The organism is Larkinella bovis (assembly GCF_042655385.1).
GTDB lineage: Bacteria > Bacteroidota > Bacteroidia > Cytophagales > Spirosomataceae > Larkinella > Larkinella bovis.
The window spans coordinates 244267-260719 of record NZ_JBHSMA010000006.1; the positions used below are offsets into that span (position 1 = coordinate 244267).

Consider the following 16453-nt stretch of genomic DNA (forward strand, 5'->3'; position numbering starts at 1 on the left):
TAATTTCGAATCCTGATAAGCCGGTTTGGTAACCGCTTTCGATTTTTAGCGAATACCCGGTGCATTAAAGGGTTCTTAGTACATTTGCGGAGTCAATTTGTATAAACCCTATGAAAACCGTTTTTTTAAGTGCCGTCTTTGCCGCCTTGTTGCTCACCAGTTCCGCCGTTTCGAGTATGGCTCAAACCAAAGTAATCGCCCACCGGGGAGCCTGGAAAAATACCGGCGCTCCGCAAAATTCACTGGCATCCTTGCAGGAAGCTATCAAACTCGGGTGCTACGGCAGTGAGTTCGATGTTCACATGACTGCCGATTCGACTCTGCTGGTCAACCATGATCATACCTACCAGGGCGTTAACCTCGAAACCGCCCCGGCTGCCGATATCAAGGCCCTCAAACTCAGCAATGGGGAGTCACTCCCGACCCTGGACAGCTACCTGAAAGCCGGAGTAAAGCAGAAGAAAACCCGCCTGATTCTGGAAATCAAGGCATCGAAAGTCAGTAAGGCCCATTCGCTGGCGCTGGCCACCAAGTGTGTGCAGGCCGTAAAAGCCCAGAAGGGCCGCAAACGGGTGGATTACATCAGTTTCGACTACGACGTCTGCAAGAAAGTAAAAGAGCTGGATCCGTCGGCCAGGGTGGCATATCTGAACGGGGATAAATCACCCGAACAACTGGCTGCCGACGGTTTATACGGGCTCGACTATCACCACAGCGTCATGAAAAAGAATGAAAACTGGATTGCCGAGGCCCACCAGAAGAAATTAACCGTCAACGTCTGGACGGTCAACGATCCGGAGACCATGAACTGGATGCTGGAACGCAAAGTGGATTTCATCACTACCGACGAACCCGAGAAGTTGCTGCAACTCGTGAAGTAGACAAAAGAGGTGAGACAAGAGACAAGAGACAAAGAGCGCTTCCAAACAATCTCTTTTGTCTCTTGTCTTTTCTCTTTACTCCCCTTTCACTTTCCCCGCCATCAGAGCGACGCACAGGCCCATGCCGGCAATGATGGTGAAGGAAATGCGGAGACTGGTGGCTCCGGCCACGAAACCGATCAGGGGAGGGCCGATCAGGAAGCCCAGGAAACCGATGGTTGAAACGGCCGCCAGGGCCACGCCCGGCGACAAAACCGTTGATTTACCGGCAGCGCTGTAGACCAGCGGCACCACCGACGAAACACCGAAACCGACCAGAAAGAAGCCGAGGATGGCGGTTCCGAGATACGGTAACGCCACGGAAGTCAATAAACCGGATGCGATCAGAACACCGCTCAGTTGCAGCGTCCGCTTCAGGCCGTACCGGGTCGTAAACCAGTCGGCAATGAAACGTCCCAGCGCCATGGTGCTCATGAACGCCGTGTAGCCCGCGCCGACCATCGCTTTGTCGGCCTGCACCACTTTCTTGAAGTAAATCCCGCTCCAGTCGAACATGGCACCTTCACAAATCATGGCGCAGAAGGCGATTATTCCCAGAATCAGCAGCGATTTATCCGGTTTCGCAAAAATAGGCTGATCCGCATTGGTGTTGGCGTCTTCCGGTAAAATGTACCGAGATGCCACCGCCAGAGCCGCCAGGGCGAAGAACAGCACGGCGGCAAAATGCTGATACGGCACGATGCCCGCGCCAATCATGAACGCACCCAGCATGGCCCCGGCAAAACCGGCCAAACTCCACAAACCGTGAAACGACGCCATCACCGGCCGCTGGTAGAGAGCCTCCACCCCCACGGCCTGGGTGTTGATGGAAATATTAGCCATGTTACCAACCAGCCCGAACACAAACAGACAACCCATCAAAGCCGGAATGCTCTGCGCCAGGCCAATGCTCAGGAGCGTGAGCGCGTACAACCCAACGGCCAGTGTGGCTACTTTGCGGCTTCCAATTTTGGCCGTCAGCCAGCCCGCCAGGGGCAGCGAGAGCATCAGGCCAGCCGGGAGCGCCAGCAACACGCCCCCCAGTTCGGCATCCGACAGATGCAGGGTTTGCTGGATACTCGGAATTCGCGACGCCCAGCTCGCAAAGGATAATCCTTGCAGAAAAAACAAAACTCCCACGGCGCCCCGGCGAATGCTACGTGTGGAAAGCCGGGGGTGCGGGAGGTGTGAAATGATAGAATTCATTCTTAAAAAAAAACAATTTTCAGGTTGTATTCAAGTTGCGCCCCAGTTCCTTATCGGGCAAAAATAATGCTATTAGTCAGTACAAAGAGCATTACTGTTCACCTGCTAAATCAAAACCGCTTATATTAAGTTCTTGGATTTAGTCAATTCCCAGAGAGTTCGTATAGATTGTATGGATAGTACAAAAAGATTTTCTTCGCAACCGGTTTTTGCCTACCTGTTGCACGGTTTTTTGCAATAGTTTTGTGGTATGAAGTCGTTGGTTTGCCTGATTATGAGCCTCCACCTGCTGGTGTTGTCTGCCTGGCCCTGCGCCGACGGCTGCCTGCAGCTGCGCCTTGACTCGCAGACGACGGCTTCGCTCGCCAGCGACGACCACCAGCACGACGGCACCCATGCCGGAACGGATTTGTGTTCTCCCTTCTGCGGCTGCGCCTGCTGCGGGACGGTGCTGGAACCCGGTCAGGCGTTTCAATTCGCTTTTGCGGTTTTTTCGTTTACCTCCCCCGCGTACGAACTCGTCGTACCGTCGCTGCCTTCTCCTTCCATTTCCTACTGGCAACCGCCCCAACTCGGCTAAGACAGGATACGTGCGCCCAATCGGTTCTCTGCAACCGGGTTGCATCCCGCTCACACGGCCCTCAATCGCTTTTCTGATCTTAATTTCCGAACCGGTATGCTGGATTCCATCATCCGTTTTTCCATTCAACATAAACTTATCATCGGCCTGATGACGCTGGGACTGGTGATTTGGGGCGGTTATTCGCTCATTCATCTGCCCATCGACGCCGTTCCGGATATTACCAACAATCAGGTCCAGGTCATCACCCGCTCGCCCGCACTGGCAGCGCCGGAGGTCGAGCGGCTCATTACATTTCCGATCGAACAGACGATGGCGACCATCCCCGAGATCGAGGAAATTCGCTCGTTTTCGCGCTTTGGGCTGTCGGTCGTCACCATCGTTTTTCAGGAATCGACCGATTTGTACTGGGCCCGCCAGCAAATCAGCGAACGGCTTTCAGCGGCCCGGGCGCAGATTCCGGCGGGTACGGGGGAACCCGAAATGGCGCCGGTGACGACCGGTTTGGGCGAAATCTACCAATACGTGATTTACGCCAAACCCGGTTTTACCGACAAGTACTCGACCACCGAGCTACGCACGCTCCAGGATTGGGTGGTTCGGCGGCAGTTGCTCGGCACGCCCGGCGTGGCCGACGTCAGCAGCTTCGGCGGTTTGCTGAAACAGTACGAAATTGCCATCGACCCCGACCGGCTTCGCTCCTACGGGCTCAGTATCCAGGATCTGTTTACGGCCCTGGCCCGCAACAATCAGAATACCGGGGGAGCGTACATCGATAAAAAACCGAATGCCTATTTCATCCGTTCCGAGGGCCTGGTGGGTAGTCTGGCGGATATTGCCCGGATTGTGGTTCGCAGGACCAAAACCGGCGTCCCTGTGCTGATTCGCGACGTGGCCACGGTGCAATTCGGCTCGGCCACCCGCTACGGCGCCCTGACCCGCAACGGCGAGGGCGAGGCCGTAGGTGCGCTGGTGCTGATGCTGAAAGGCGAAAATGCCAATGAAGTGATCGGGCGGGTCAAAAACCGCATGGAGCAGATCCGCCGAACCCTGCCCGAAGGGGTGGATATTCACGCGTTTCTGGACCGCAGCGAACTGGTGGGGCGGGCGATTAATACCGTCACCCGGAACCTCATCGAAGGGGCGCTGATCGTCATTTTCGTGCTTGTGCTGTTTCTGGGCAACTGGCGGGCCGGGTTGATCGTCGCGTCGGTGATTCCGCTGTCCATGCTGTTTGCCGTTGGTTTGATGCGGGTTTTCGGCGTATCGGGCAACCTGATGAGTCTGGGTGCCATCGATTTCGGTCTGATTGTGGACGGGGCCGTGATTATTGTCGAAGCCACGCTGCATCATTTGCAAAGCGTGAAAGTGCGAAAGAGGGAAAGAGCGAATCGGACGGAGATCCATGAACCGATTTCTCCTCCCCCGGCGGCCCCCGCTCTTTCGCTCTTTCGCTCTTCCACGCTTTCACAATCCGAAATGGACCGGGAAGTGTTCGAATCGGCCAGCCGGATCCGGACCTCAGCGGCTTTCGGTGAAATCATTATCCTGATCGTCTACCTGCCGATTCTGGCGCTGGCGGGCATCGAAGGCAAGATGTTCGTTCCGATGGCGCAGGTGGTCGGTTTTGCCATTATCGGGGCTTTCATTCTGTCGCTGACTTACGTGCCGATGATGTCGGCGCTGGTGCTGAAGAAGCAAACCGACGTCCGGCGCACTATTTCGGATCGGATGATGGACTTTTTCCTACGGCTCTACGAGCCTGTTGTCCAGGGTGTCATGCGCCACAAAGCCCTGGTTTTGAGTCTGTCGCTGGTATTGCTGGTAGGCGCGGGCTGGCTGTTTTCGACCCTCGGCGGTGAATTCATCCCAACACTGGATGAAGGCGATTTTGCGGTTGAAACCCGGGTGCTGACCGGGTCGTCGCTGAGTCAGACGGTGGCCAAAACCACGCAGGCCGAGCGGGTGCTGCTGCAAAAATTTCCGGAGGTGAAAGAAGTCATCAGCAAAATTGGCGCGGGGGAGATTCCGACCGATCCCATGCCGATCGAAGCCGCCGATATGATGGTGATTCTGAAACCACGTTCGGAATGGACCTCGGCCTCGAGCCGGGAAGAACTGGCCAACAAAATGGCCGAAGCCCTGAAAGTGATTCCGGGCGTTGTCTTTGGTTTTCAACAACCCATTCAGATGCGTTTTAACGAGTTGATTTCGGGCGCGAAACAGGACGTCGCCGTCAAGATTTTCGGTGAAGATCTTGATGAACTGACCCGGCTCGCCCGGCAGGTCAGCGGTTTGGTGACCGGTACCCCCGGGGCGACGGATTTGTACGTAGAGCAGGTCGAGGGCCTGCCCCAGATCGTCGTTCGGCTGGATCGGGAAGCGCTCGCCCGCTACGGTTTGTCGGTCGAAGACGTGAACCGCACAATCAGCGCGGCCTTTGCGGGTGAAAGCGCGGGGCTGGTGTACGAGGGCGAACGGCGGTTTGATCTGGTGGTCCGGCTGGCGGGCGAAAACCGGCGCAGCATCAACGATGTACAGGCGCTGACCATTGCCAGCCCCGACGGGCCACCCGTTCCGCTCTCCGAAGTAGCCGCCGTCGAACTCATTCCCGGCCCCAACCAGATCCAGCGCGAGGATGCAAAGCGCCGGCTGACGATTGGCTTCAATGTGCGCGGCACCTCCATGCCGGGACGCGACGTAGAGAGCGTGGTCACGGAATTGCAGCAGAAAATCCGGTCGCAGGTGAAATTTCCGACAGGTTATTACGTGACCTACGGCGGTCAGTTTGAGAACCTGATCGACGCCCAAAAACGGTTGCAGGTGACGGTTCCGGTCGCGCTCGGGCTGATTTTTCTGCTGCTGTTCCTGACGTTTCAGTCGATGCGGCAGGCGTTGCTCATCTTTTCGGCCATTCCGCTGGCGGCCATTGGCGGGGTGCTGGCGTTGTGGGTACGCGGGATGCCGTTCAGTATTTCGGCGGCTGTCGGTTTCATTGCGCTGTTTGGCGTAGCGGTTTTGAACGGCATTGTGCTGCTCGCCGAATTCAATGACCAGCGCCGGAACGGGATTACGGATTTGAAAGAAGCCATTTTCGAGGGCACGCGCATCCGACTCCGGCCGGTTCTGATGACGGCCACCGTGGCCTCCCTTGGTTTTTTACCGATGGCGCTGTCGAACACCGCTGGAGCCGAAGTGCAGAAACCACTGGCCACCGTCGTCATTGGCGGCTTGATCACGGCCACCTTGCTGACACTGCTGGTTTTGCCGGTTTTGTATTTCCTGATCGAAAAACGCTTTGGCCAACGCGACCCTTCCTTGATGCCTAGACCGAAAACCGTAGTGGCTGGCAGCTGGCCCATCATCGGTTTATTGGTACTCGGTTTTGGGATGCTGACGCCGGAAACCAAGGCGCAAACCGCTCCGCTTTCGCTGGAACAGGCGCTGAAACAGACGTTTCTGAATAATCCGCAGGTGCGGGTTTCGGCCCTGAATCTGGATTATCAGCAGGCCCTGCGCGGCACGGCGACGGCGGTTGACAAAACCGATATTCTGGTAACCGCCGGACAATACAACAGCCGGTACGTCGATCAGTCGCTGCAAATCGGGCAACGGCTGCCCGCTCCGGCCCTGATTCGCAGTCAAAAATCGCTGGCCGACGCCCGCATCGCCGGGGCCGAAGCCGAAAACCGGGTGACGCGGCAGGAACTGGCTCTTCAGGTCAAAACCGCCTATTACAGCCTGACTTATTTGCAAACACTCCACCGTGAACTGATCCGGCAGGATAGCCTGCTCAACGCCGTGGTGCGGGCGGCTGGTATCCGGCGACGCACCGGCGAAGGTTCCTTACTCGAACAAACGGCCGCCGAAGTGGAAGCACGTCAAATTCGAATGACGCTCATTCAAAACCGCGCCGACCAGCAAATTCAGCTCCGGCGGCTGCAAACGCTGCTCGGAGCCAGCCAATTGCCCCAGATTTCAGATTCTATTCTGATTGCCCGAGCAATTCGATTGCCCGATCCGGCGGCTCTGACGCAGAATCCCGAACTGGCGCTGTTGCGGCAGCAGATCGAAATTGCCCGGCGCGAAACCGAGGTGGAACGCTCGCGGCTGAAACCCGATTACTCGTTCAATGTGGTCAATCAGTCGTTGCGCGGCATCCAGACCATCAACGGCACCGACCGGTTTTACACCGGCGTCGATCGGTTTACGTACGGACAAGTCGGGATTTCAATTCCGATTGTGGCCAAACCGCTTCGGGCGCGGGTGCGGGCCGCCGAACTGGGGCAGCAACGGACGGAAGCGGAACTGACCGCCCGCCAGCGCAGCCTGGAAGGCGCATTGGCCGAACTGCTGCAAACTTACCGCAAAAACCGGGAGACGCTGACCTATTACGAAGAATCGGCCTTACCGCAGGCCGCGCTCATTCGGCAACAGGCCGATCGATCATACCGCGCCGGAGAAATCGGTTACATCGAGTTATTCCAGAATCTGCGGACCGCGAGCGGCATTCAGACCGGTTATCTGGCCGCTCTGAACGCCTTGAATCAATCCATTATCCATCTTGAATATATCCTGGGAAGCACCGAACCATGAAAAATAGGCTAACAATTAATGGGTTTCTCCTGCTGATAGCTATTTTCAGCTTTTCGGCCTGTACGCAAAAAACAGATACAGAAACGCCTGCCCATGCGCAGCCGGAAAAAGGGGAGAATCACGCTGACGAGCATGAAGAACACGAAGAAGGCGTAGTTGAGCTAACCGACGAGCAGTTTAAAACCGTCGGAATCCGGCTCGGTGGGCTGGAAGAACGGACGCTGAGCAACCTCGTTCGCGTGAATGGTGTTATCAGTGTGCCGCCCCAGCAACAGGTGTCGGTGGCCACGCCCTACGGCGGTATTCTGACCTCGACGCCTTTGTTACCGGGGCAGGCCGTTCGGCAGGGGCAACTGCTGGCGGTGCTCGAAAATCCGGAATTTATCCGGTTACAACAGGAATACCTCGAAACCGTCAGCCAGCTGGAGTTTCAGGAGCAGGAGTACGAACGCCAGCGCGAACTGAGTCGCGAGAACGTCGGCGCACTCAAGACGTTTCAGCAGGCTACGGCTCAGGTGAAGCTTCTGCGCTCCCGGGCCGAGGGTCTGCGGCAGCAACTGGCCTTGTTGGGCGTATCGCTCAAGGAACTGGCCTCCGGAAAAATAACGCGGACCGTGGCCGTCCGTTCGCCGATTACGGGCACGGTAACGGAAGTGAACGTAAATCGGGGCCGGTTTGTCAACGCGAACGATGTGTTGTTTGAGTTGGTCAATACCTCCGGCCTGTACGCCGAGCTGACGGTTTTTGAAGGCGATATTGCCAGGGTGCAGGTTGGACAACGGGTACGGCTTTCCGTGATTGGCGAAACCGGTAGTCCGGCCAGCCGGGAACGGATGGCGCGGGTTCGGTATATTAACCGCGAAACCGGCCCGGATCGGACGGTGAAAGTCTTTGCCGCGCTGGAAAAACCGGACCCCGGACTGCGGCCCGGTACGTTCCTGAAAGCCCTGATTGAAACGCATTCGGCCCCGCAACCGGCCCTGCCCGAAGCCGCCGTTATTCGCTCGGGAACGGGTTCGCAGGTGTTTGTGTACGAAGGAAAAGAAGAACACGAAGGCACGGTTCACCACCAGTTCCGGCCGGTTTTGGTGCAGGCTGGGGTAGCCGAAAACGGGTACCAGGCCGTAACTTTGCCCGCATCGGTCAAAAAAGATGCGCAGGTGGTGGTGGCCGGTGCGTATGACCTGCATTCGGTCCTGAATAATTCGGAAGAATCGGGTGGTCATGTTCATTAACGAAAGAGACTATGTTGTTTAATCTGTTGATTGGTAGTGTTTTACTAGGGGCTGTTCACGCGGCTATTCCGAATCACTGGCTTCCGGTGGCCCTGATCGGGCGGAGTGAAAGCTGGTCGTTGCGCGAAACATTGGGCGTTGCCGCGCTGAGCGGTTTTTTCCATACACTCAGTACGGTGATTCTGGGCGTATTGATCGGTGCCATTGGGGTGGAATTGTCCGAACGACTGGAGGATCAGACCCGCTGGATTGCCTCGCTGATCCTGATTTTCATGGGCTTGGTGTATTTCGCGGTGCATAACCCACATAGCGCCCACGAACACGTTCCGAAGGGGCTGGCGGGCCGGTCGAAAAGCGCGATCATCGGCACGCTGGCGCTGGCCATGCTGCTGTCGCCCTGCCTGGAAATTGAAACGTTTTTCTTCACCGCCGGAACGCTGGGCTGGCCGGCGGTTGCGACGCTCAGCATTGCCTACACGGTGGTGACGATTGGCTGCATGGTCGGGCTGACGGCCTTGTCGTTCCGGGGGCTGGCGCAGGTCCACTGGCACTGGCTCGAACACCGCGAAAAACAGATCACCGGCGGCATTCTGATCGCCCTCGGGATTCTCAACTTCTTCATCGAACTGTAACGATATGGCAACCCATCACCATCACTCCCACGACGGGCATGATCACGACCACGATGCGCTGGATCTGGCCGACGAGGGATCGACCGCCGGGACCGCCGGGACTGAGGCTACGGTTTCGATTGTAGACAAGCTGAAGGAATACGGTCCTGTCATTCTGAGTCTTGTACTTTTATTGGGCGGTATTTTGCTCGACACGGTCGCAACGGAAGGATTCCGCAATCCCTGGCGGGTGCTCTGGTACCTGGCAGCGTACCTACCCGTGGGCTGGCCGGTGTTGCGCCGGGCGGTTAGGAACATCCTGAAAGGCAACATTTTTACCGAATTTTTCCTGATGGGTGTGGCTACCATCGGCGCGTTTGCGATCCGGGAATACCCCGAAGGCGTGGCCGTCATGCTGTTTTACACCGTCGGAGAATTGTTTCAGGATGCGGCCGTTTTGCGGGCGCGTCGTTCCATCAAAGCCCTGCTCGACGTCCGGCCCGATACCGTCACGGTGCTGCGCGACGGAAAAACCGTCTCCACCAAGGCCGCTCTGGTCCAGATTGGCGACGTCATTCAGATAAAACCGGGTGAAAAAGTGGGCCTGGATGGCAAACTGCGCTCCGAAACCGGCTCGTTCAATACGGCGGCTCTGACCGGCGAAAGCGTTCCGCGCACGATTTCGAAAGGGGAAGAGGTGCTGGCAGGGATGATCAACCGGCAAACACTGGTGGAAATGGACGTGACAACGCGCTACCAGGATTCCAAACTGTCGCGAATCCTGAAACTGGTGCAGGAAGCGACGGGCCGAAAAGCCCAGACGCAGGAATTCATTGCCCGGTTTGCCAGAATCTACACGCCGATCATCTGCGCACTGGCCGTTCTGATTACGGTTTTGCCGTACTTTTTCGTCGCCGATTACCGCTTCCAGGACTGGCTCTATCGCGGGCTGGTGTTTCTGGTGATCGGTTGTCCCTGCGCCCTGGTGATTTCGATTCCGCTGGGCTATTTTGGCGGCATCGGGGCCGGTTCGCGGCAGGGTATTCTGTTCAAAGGATCGGTTTTTCTGGACCTGATTACGCAGGTGAAGACCGTGGTCATGGACAAAACCGGTACGTTGACGCAGGGCGTTTTTAAGGTTCAGGAGGTCAATGCTCAAACGTTGCCCGTAGAGGAATTAACCCGGTTGACGGCCGCGCTGGAAAGCAAATCCACGCACCCGGTTGCGACGGCCATTCTGGCGTATGCCGGTATCGGTGAGTCTTTGGTACCCGCTGAGAACGTGGAAGAAATCCCCGGCCACGGCCTGAAAGGAACGGTTGCTGGCAAAACCGTGCTGGCCGGCAATGCGAAATTACTGCAGAAATTCAACGTGACGGTCGACGAAAGTCTGAGCACGATTCCGTTTACGGTGGTGCTGGTGGCCGTAGACGGGCGGTTTGCGGGTTCGTTCACGATTGCCGATCAGGAAAAACCGGACGCTGCCGAAACCGTCCGGCGACTCCGGCAGATGGGTTTGAAAACCGTCATGCTGTCAGGCGATAAATTGGCCGTTGTTCAGGCGGTGGCGCAGCAGGTCGGGGTCGACGAAGCCCACGGGGATTTGTTACCGGAAGATAAAGTCCGGGAAGTGGAGCGGCTGAAACGGGCGCTTACCCCCCAACAGAAACTGGCGTTTGTGGGCGACGGCGTCAACGACGCACCAGTGGTGGCGCTGGCCGATGTGGGCATCGCGATGGGCGGGCTGGGTTCCGACGCGACGATTGAAACCGCCGATGTGGTGATTCAGACCGATCAGCCGTCGAAGATTGCCACGGCCATCAAAATCGGGAAAGCCACCCGGCAGATCGTCTGGCAGAACATCACCTTGTCGCTGGTGGTGAAAGCCATTGTGCTGCTGCTGGGCGCGGGCGGGGTGGCCACGATGTGGGAAGCGGTTTTTGCCGATGTGGGCGTGGCGCTGCTGGCGATTCTGAATGCCGTCCGGGTCCAGAATCTGAAGTTTTAGGATAGGGATGGCTGATTTCCTGGCAAAGGTCCTAACCCCCGGTTGGTACCCAGCCCATACATCAGCGTCGACCCGAGCGATTGTTGGTAAAGAGCCACTACCTTGCCAGAATGGAATACGTGTATCTAGGTGACCGGCAGACGGATCCGGCATTGAAAGGAGCCCGTTGCGCGGCCATCCGGCGGCCGGATGGGAAATGCATCCGTGGCCGGACGGGTGGGATGCTGGTCCGATTTGAAAACGGCCGGATTAGCGTCGTTATCGGCCGGTTGTTGAGAAAAATTAAACCGTTGTAAGTTCTACGGGTTTCATCGTAAACGCAAAGCTGATTACGATGAAAAAGTTACATGAATTATCGTTTGAAGAAATCCAACACCTGTATTCCTACGCCCTGGATTTAGCCACCACTTACCACAAGGACGCCGAAGCCCAGTTTGATCAGAAAGAAATGGACAAAGGCAATAAGTTCAAAACGCTGGAAAACGAGTGGACAGAATATGCCCGGCTTTTGGATCAGGAGTTACAAAACCGGGTAAAAGCGGCCCTTGGCCAGGCCTACGCCCCCACTGGTTTGGAGTAATAGGGCCGCAACCGTGTGTTTCGGATGGTGAAAACGCTACCGGCTTGTCGGGCTCATCGAGTAGATACCGTATTTTGAGCAGCCCTTTCTGGGGCACCGGAAAAGGATCTCCAGTTGATTTACCACCAAAGAAAGAATCCGGCCACCGCATCGGTTAAAGGGCAGGGGGAAGAACTCCTGCCCTTTACGGAGTGTAAGGATCCTGGCCGGTCAGGGGGCTTGCCTACAGCCATCCTTCCTTCACGGCAAGCGTAACCAATTCAGTCGTGCTACGGACCTTCATTTTGGCTAACATATTTTTCCGGTGTTGTCTACGGTTTGTTTGCTGATGTTCAGCAGGGAAGCGATTTCCTTGCTTTGATTACCGGCCATCATGGCGGCTAATACTTGTTTTTCCCGCAACGTGAGCGCTTCCCGGCTGGGAGCAAATACCTTTTTGACATCCACGTTCAAATATGAGGGTTCACCCTCCATGCCAATGAACGATAAGACCGGCGCCCCGAAAGGTTTGAATTGGGTAATGTCAAATACCCAGCGTCCGGAGCACACTACCCTGTTCGTCGGTTTGAATCGTGACGACCTGATGCAGAATGCGAATGTATTTCTGGTCGGTTCTTCGCAGCTAGTAGTCATAGCTCACTTTGTAGCTGAGCACTTTCCCCGGCGGTAATCGCCGGAAGAATTCGGTAACTTTATTCCCAAAATTGATAAAATAGGAAATGTCTTCCGGATACAGCCGGCTTAAGGCATACGGGATGGTAAATTCCTCCGGCTGAATACCCAGCACACCAGTCACCGATTCGCTGGTCAAAGAACTCCATCACCAGACTCCGTCGGAGTTTATAGCAAGCCTCGGGAAAAAAGGCTGAAGTTGCCCCGCTATTTTCCCTTATTCATCCGGCTTGTCCCAAATCTGATGTTTTTTGTCTCAAATCTGACGGTGAAATAGCCGGCGAAAAAGCAACTTTGCCCCTATAAACCGGGGCGCTTGCCGCTTCATACGTAGGCCCGAACGCGTGGACATTCAAGGATTTAGCAGAATTTTCTGGTATGGAATAAGACGTTCAGTCCAGACATCAGCCCGGCGGCCATTCATGTCTAGCCAATTTATACCTTCAGTAGGAGCCGAGATGGGAGTCAACAGAACCGGCGGAAAAAGAATACGATAAAAATATATAATGTTGATTGATAGCTATTTAAAATAACTGTCTTATGGATATTTCTTCGAAATATTTCGCCCATTTCCGAACGCCCGGACCGGATGTAATAAAGCAAATGTGGCGGTTTTGGCTGGATATCCGCCGGGTGGGCAAGGCCAGAGAACTGGTATCGTTTATCTGGTGGGAAATCAACCATCGTCTTCTTATCTATCAATTCCGCAGGCGGTATATTCAGTTTACCGGACATGCCGGTTTGTCGATTACAAGCGAGGAGGCAAGTCCCACCGGGGATCGGATTACGAGTTCATTTTTAGCGGAAAACGGTTTGGTTTTTCGGGCAGTGACCATTGACTGGAAGTTTTGCCTTCAAACCCCGGACAGCCATTGGCTGGGAAGCCGGTTTTCTCACCCGAATGGGCTCTATGGCAGCACCGATCATAGCCAGTCGGCGCGGCTGATCTATGAATTTCAGGACCCGATTTGTTCCCTTTTTATCAGCAGACAGCAGGCCATTTTTGTCTGCGCTAACGGGGTCGTTTATAAAAGTGATGACCACGGCGTTTCGTTCCGGGCGGTTCTGCACTTCTCCTCGTCGATCAGCTATTTCCTGTTCAATAATGGCATGACCCAACTGCCCGACGATACCCTGGTCATTGGCGAATACGGCTCGATCTGGCTGGGGCAAACCTGGCAGAATCTGGCTTTTTTATACTACTCGTCCGACGGGGGAAATAGCTGGGAAGTGTCCGACTTTTTAATTCGGCAGGGCGTCAACAAGCATATTCATTTAGTAAAATACTCGCCGTTTTTACAATCCCTGCTGTTAACCGACGGGGATAACAAAAAGCAGTTATGGATGAATTCGGGCCTGGCGGATTTTAAAGCAAAACCAGGTAACTCCCAAACCGGCTGGCGGCTATTGACCCAGTATCATCACCAGACTGGCGGGTATACGTCGATGGCCGAAACGAAGGAAAGTCTTCTCTTTGGAAGTGATTACCTGGGCGGGACAAATTTTATCGTCAGAACAACCGACGGCCAGCGGTTTCAGAAGCAGGTTTTGCCCGACCCATATCGCCGAAGTCCGGTCATGAATATGGTTACCCGGCAATCTTCATCGGGTGTGGAAGTTTGGGCGGCATCCTACAGTTGTCTTTCGGCAGACGCCAGAAGCCTGATTATGTGTACCAGAGATAGCGGGAAAACGTGGACGCGGGTACTGGAATTTGATGGCACAAAAAATGAGGTTCGTTTCGTTAGCTCATCGCCCGACGGGTCGGAGGATCTCTATCTATCCATTACCGAGTTCAGAGGCCCTTCGGCTACTCCTTGCCACCGGGTGTACAAATTGGAACGTACTTTGTAAGGAACTACCTGTGTTCAGGAATTCTGGTGCCTGCCTATACCCTTTAAATCAACTTTTTCAATGAAAAACTCTGTCCATTTCTCCATTCTTAATGCTTTTCAGTATGGTTTTTTATCATCGTCCCCGGCAGAATTCCCCAAGCCGGTTGATTACTTATCCCATCGAGCGATCCCTGGTTAAATACAGCTTTGTAGCCCTGCTTTTACTGTTGACGTTTCCGTACCTTGAATTTGTCCAGATTCCAACCCCAGGAATCGATAATTCCTGGCGAATAGCTCTGGAGCTCCTTCAGGAAAAACACCTTGTTTGGGGCCAGGATATCCTTTTTACGTACGGCCCGCTGGGTCGGTGGTTACAACGCTATAGCATTGTAACGACGCCGACCGAGCTTCTTCTGGTGGATATTTTTTTTCTGATCAACGTCGCCTGTCTGTTCTATAGTTTTTTGCCGAATCCCCTCAAAGTGTGGCATACGCCTGTTTACTTTTTGATCTGGGCGGTAATAAATAGCATGTGGGGAGAATGGATTCATTTTACCTGGTTTTTTATTGTCATTTACTGGGGCCTTAAATCAATTCGTCAACCTGCCCCTAACCGCTTGTTACTTTGTTACGTTTCGTTTGTGTGTGCGATCAATTTTTTCATGAAGGTCAATTTTGGCGTTCTGGCCATCGGTTTTATGATTTCCCTGCTTGCCTTCCTGTATGCAAACCGCCAGCTAACCTGGGCGGAATTGATAGCGATGCTTGGTTTTTTAGGCGGGTTGCTGGGTCTGGGGGCCTACTGGCTCCATACGGATTTACGCCAGTACGTTGTCTCCAGCTTTTATATAATCGATGGTTATAATGAATCCCAGGCCATATTCCCCGAAAACCGACTACGACTCGTTGCCCTCTCGTACGGCTCCTTTCTTTTACAACTGCTGGCGGTAGGGTGGTATATGAGGCAATGTTATGTATTCCCGTATAAAAGGAAGGATCTAAAGGGAAACCTGTTTACCTTGTTTTGGGTCCTGGGTCTCTCTTTTATTGTCCTTAAATATGCCTTTACAAGGGCGGATGATGGTCATATTACGGCTTACGTCAAGCAGTCAAGTCTCCTCCTTGTCCTGGTAGTGGTTTGTGTTCAACAGGAGTGGATACAAAAAACATTCGCCCTGTTGTTGCTCTTGAATTGTGGCCTCTATCTCCTTTTTTATGTACCTATATTTGGTAAAGTACCGGTCAATTATGGGACCGTCTTTGCGCAGAAACTGCACTTCTTTTCTCATTATCTGAAAACGGCGGGCACCGCCCACTACCCGGTTCCGAAGCCGACGATCCCCGCTTCAATCCGGCAGGAAATAAAGAATCAAACCATTGATGTAATACCGAACGATATTGCGGAGGTCTACTTTAATGGATTGAACTATAACCCGCGTCCAACGCTTCAGTCGTATCAGTCTTATAATGCCTACCTGGATCGGAAAAACCGGGAGAAATACTTGTCGCCTTCGGCCCCGGATTGGATAATTTACCGTTATGAGGCCCTTGATGGCAAATATCCACTGGCAGATGAAACCCAAACCTTACTGGCAATCCTCCAGCGATACCGGCCTCTTTACCAGTCGGATGGGCGGCTTTTTCTGAAAAAAGACGAGCAGCCAAAAACCGTAAGATTGATCCGGCAGCACACCATTCAGCTACAACTGGGGGAAAAGCTTCGGCTGACGGACTCAGACTCGCTCTTGCATATTCTGTACGCAAAACCGCACTATAATGGGTACGGAATGTTGCTGAACCTGCTCTTTCAACCACCCCAAATGACCATGCAGCTTGGGGCCGAAGATCAGACCACGGTCAGCTACCGGGTGGTACCGGCCTTGTTAAAGAAAGGATTGTTGATTACTTCCCGTGTCGATAATGTAAAGGAGATGTCTGAGTTTATAGCCACAACGAGAGTCAGCAATAAGCGGCTTACCGAACTGTGTTTTCAACAGTCGCTTCGGCCCATACCCGGTTTTACCCCTGGCATGGAGATAACTATTCAATCCTTTCAACTGGGGTTATAGCGTACAAACTACCCTTCAGGTTGCCCACTTTGGACTTCGCTAAAAAGTACAAAAACCGCCTTTATCATGATTTTTCTTTCCCAAACCTCTCTTGAATGATTGAGAGGTTTGGGAAAGAAAAAAGGTTTGCTGAGTCAAAAT

The 16453-nt window shown here is 54.3% G+C and carries 13 protein-coding genes; 10 read left to right on the top strand and 3 right to left on the bottom strand.

Annotation, left to right across the window (positions count from 1 at the left end):
* Window positions 1–110: 110 nt before the first annotated feature.
* Entirely contained in the window at window positions 111–881 is a 771-nt protein-coding gene (locus tag ACFPMF_RS19205) for a glycerophosphodiester phosphodiesterase (protein ID WP_379848354.1), read from the top strand.
* 75 nt (window positions 882–956) lie between these two features.
* On the opposite strand, the gene ACFPMF_RS19210 is transcribed toward ACFPMF_RS19205, so the two are convergent.
* Window positions 957–2126, bottom strand: a complete 1170-nt coding sequence (locus tag ACFPMF_RS19210; protein WP_379848355.1) for an MFS transporter — start codon at window positions 2124–2126, stop codon at window positions 957–959.
* Window positions 2127–2376: 250 nt separating this feature from the next.
* Here ACFPMF_RS19210 and ACFPMF_RS19215 point away from each other — a divergent pair, with 250 nt between their 5' ends.
* The 7 genes from ACFPMF_RS19215 (at window position 2377) to ACFPMF_RS19245 (ending at window position 11736) form a co-directional block, all read left to right on the top strand.
* Window positions 2377–2706 (top strand): DUF6660 family protein, encoded by a 330-nt coding sequence (locus tag ACFPMF_RS19215; protein ID WP_379848356.1) that lies wholly within the window; start codon window positions 2377–2379, stop codon window positions 2704–2706.
* Window positions 2707–2802: 96 nt separating this feature from the next.
* Window positions 2803–7302 carry a CusA/CzcA family heavy metal efflux RND transporter gene (locus ACFPMF_RS19220; protein WP_379848357.1) on the top strand — a complete coding sequence of 1500 codons (4500 nt, stop codon included), beginning with the start codon at window positions 2803–2805 and terminating at the stop codon, window positions 7300–7302.
* Complete coding sequence (locus ACFPMF_RS19225; protein WP_379848358.1) at window positions 7299–8537, top strand: efflux RND transporter periplasmic adaptor subunit; 1239 nt, start codon at window positions 7299–7301, stop codon at window positions 8535–8537. Before ACFPMF_RS19220 ends, ACFPMF_RS19225 begins: the two co-directional genes overlap by 4 nt.
* 11 nt (window positions 8538–8548) lie before the next feature.
* Complete coding sequence (locus ACFPMF_RS19230) at window positions 8549–9169, top strand: hypothetical protein (protein ID WP_379848359.1); 621 nt, start codon at window positions 8549–8551, stop codon at window positions 9167–9169.
* A 4-nt stretch (window positions 9170–9173) separates the two neighbouring features.
* Window positions 9174–11156, top strand: coding sequence for a heavy metal translocating P-type ATPase (locus tag ACFPMF_RS19235; protein ID WP_379848360.1), 1983 nt, complete (start codon window positions 9174–9176; stop codon window positions 11154–11156).
* A gap of 110 nt (window positions 11157–11266) precedes the next feature.
* Window positions 11267–11452: a hypothetical protein gene (locus tag ACFPMF_RS19240; RefSeq protein WP_379848361.1), complete on the top strand. Its 186-nt coding sequence runs from the start codon at window positions 11267–11269 to the stop codon at window positions 11450–11452.
* Between the two features lie 38 nt (window positions 11453–11490).
* A complete protein-coding gene (locus ACFPMF_RS19245; RefSeq protein ID WP_379848362.1) occupies window positions 11491–11736 on the top strand; it encodes a hypothetical protein in 246 nt (81 codons plus the stop codon).
* A 288-nt stretch (window positions 11737–12024) separates the two neighbouring features.
* Here ACFPMF_RS19245 and ACFPMF_RS19250 read toward each other — a convergent pair whose 3' ends face one another.
* Together ACFPMF_RS19250 and ACFPMF_RS19255 are read right to left on the bottom strand one after the other, a co-directional pair.
* The gene (locus ACFPMF_RS19250) at window positions 12025–12210 is read right to left on the bottom strand and encodes a LuxR C-terminal-related transcriptional regulator (RefSeq protein WP_379848363.1); all 186 of its coding nucleotides are present in this window, start codon (window positions 12208–12210) and stop codon (window positions 12025–12027) included.
* A 148-nt stretch (window positions 12211–12358) separates the two neighbouring features.
* Window positions 12359–12547 (bottom strand): hypothetical protein, encoded by a 189-nt coding sequence (locus ACFPMF_RS19255; protein WP_379848364.1) that lies wholly within the window; start codon window positions 12545–12547, stop codon window positions 12359–12361.
* Window positions 12548–12948: 401 nt separating this feature from the next.
* Between ACFPMF_RS19255 and ACFPMF_RS19260 the strand changes: the two genes are divergently transcribed.
* Together ACFPMF_RS19260 and ACFPMF_RS19265 are read left to right on the top strand one after the other, a co-directional pair.
* A complete protein-coding gene (locus ACFPMF_RS19260) occupies window positions 12949–14262 on the top strand; it encodes a WD40/YVTN/BNR-like repeat-containing protein (RefSeq protein WP_379848365.1) in 1314 nt (437 codons plus the stop codon).
* Between the two features lie 103 nt (window positions 14263–14365).
* Entirely contained in the window at window positions 14366–16312 is a 1947-nt protein-coding gene (locus ACFPMF_RS19265) for a hypothetical protein (protein WP_379848366.1), read from the top strand.
* Window positions 16313–16453 lie beyond the last annotated feature (141 nt).

What these genes read in the sequence shown, in the direction of transcription:
- ACFPMF_RS19205 (WP_379848354.1), top strand. Translation starts at nt 111, where the DNA reads ATGAAAACCGTTTTTTTAAGTGCCGTCTTTGCCGCCTTGTTGCTCACC.
- ACFPMF_RS19210 (WP_379848355.1), bottom strand. Translation starts at nt 2,126, where the DNA reads ATGAATTCTATCATTTCACACCTCCCGCACCCCCGGCTTTCCACACGT.
- ACFPMF_RS19215 (WP_379848356.1), top strand. Translation starts at nt 2,377, where the DNA reads ATGAAGTCGTTGGTTTGCCTGATTATGAGCCTCCACCTGCTGGTGTTG.
- ACFPMF_RS19220 (WP_379848357.1), top strand. Translation starts at nt 2,803, where the DNA reads ATGCTGGATTCCATCATCCGTTTTTCCATTCAACATAAACTTATCATC.
- ACFPMF_RS19225 (WP_379848358.1), top strand. Translation starts at nt 7,299, where the DNA reads ATGAAAAATAGGCTAACAATTAATGGGTTTCTCCTGCTGATAGCTATT.
- ACFPMF_RS19230 (WP_379848359.1), top strand. Translation starts at nt 8,549, where the DNA reads ATGTTGTTTAATCTGTTGATTGGTAGTGTTTTACTAGGGGCTGTTCAC.
- ACFPMF_RS19235 (WP_379848360.1), top strand. Translation starts at nt 9,174, where the DNA reads ATGGCAACCCATCACCATCACTCCCACGACGGGCATGATCACGACCAC.
- ACFPMF_RS19240 (WP_379848361.1), top strand. Translation starts at nt 11,267, where the DNA reads ATGGAATACGTGTATCTAGGTGACCGGCAGACGGATCCGGCATTGAAA.
- ACFPMF_RS19245 (WP_379848362.1), top strand. Translation starts at nt 11,491, where the DNA reads ATGAAAAAGTTACATGAATTATCGTTTGAAGAAATCCAACACCTGTAT.
- ACFPMF_RS19250 (WP_379848363.1), bottom strand. Translation starts at nt 12,210, where the DNA reads ATGGAGGGTGAACCCTCATATTTGAACGTGGATGTCAAAAAGGTATTT.
- ACFPMF_RS19260 (WP_379848365.1), top strand. Translation starts at nt 12,949, where the DNA reads ATGGATATTTCTTCGAAATATTTCGCCCATTTCCGAACGCCCGGACCG.
- ACFPMF_RS19265 (WP_379848366.1), top strand. Translation starts at nt 14,366, where the DNA reads ATGGTTTTTTATCATCGTCCCCGGCAGAATTCCCCAAGCCGGTTGATT.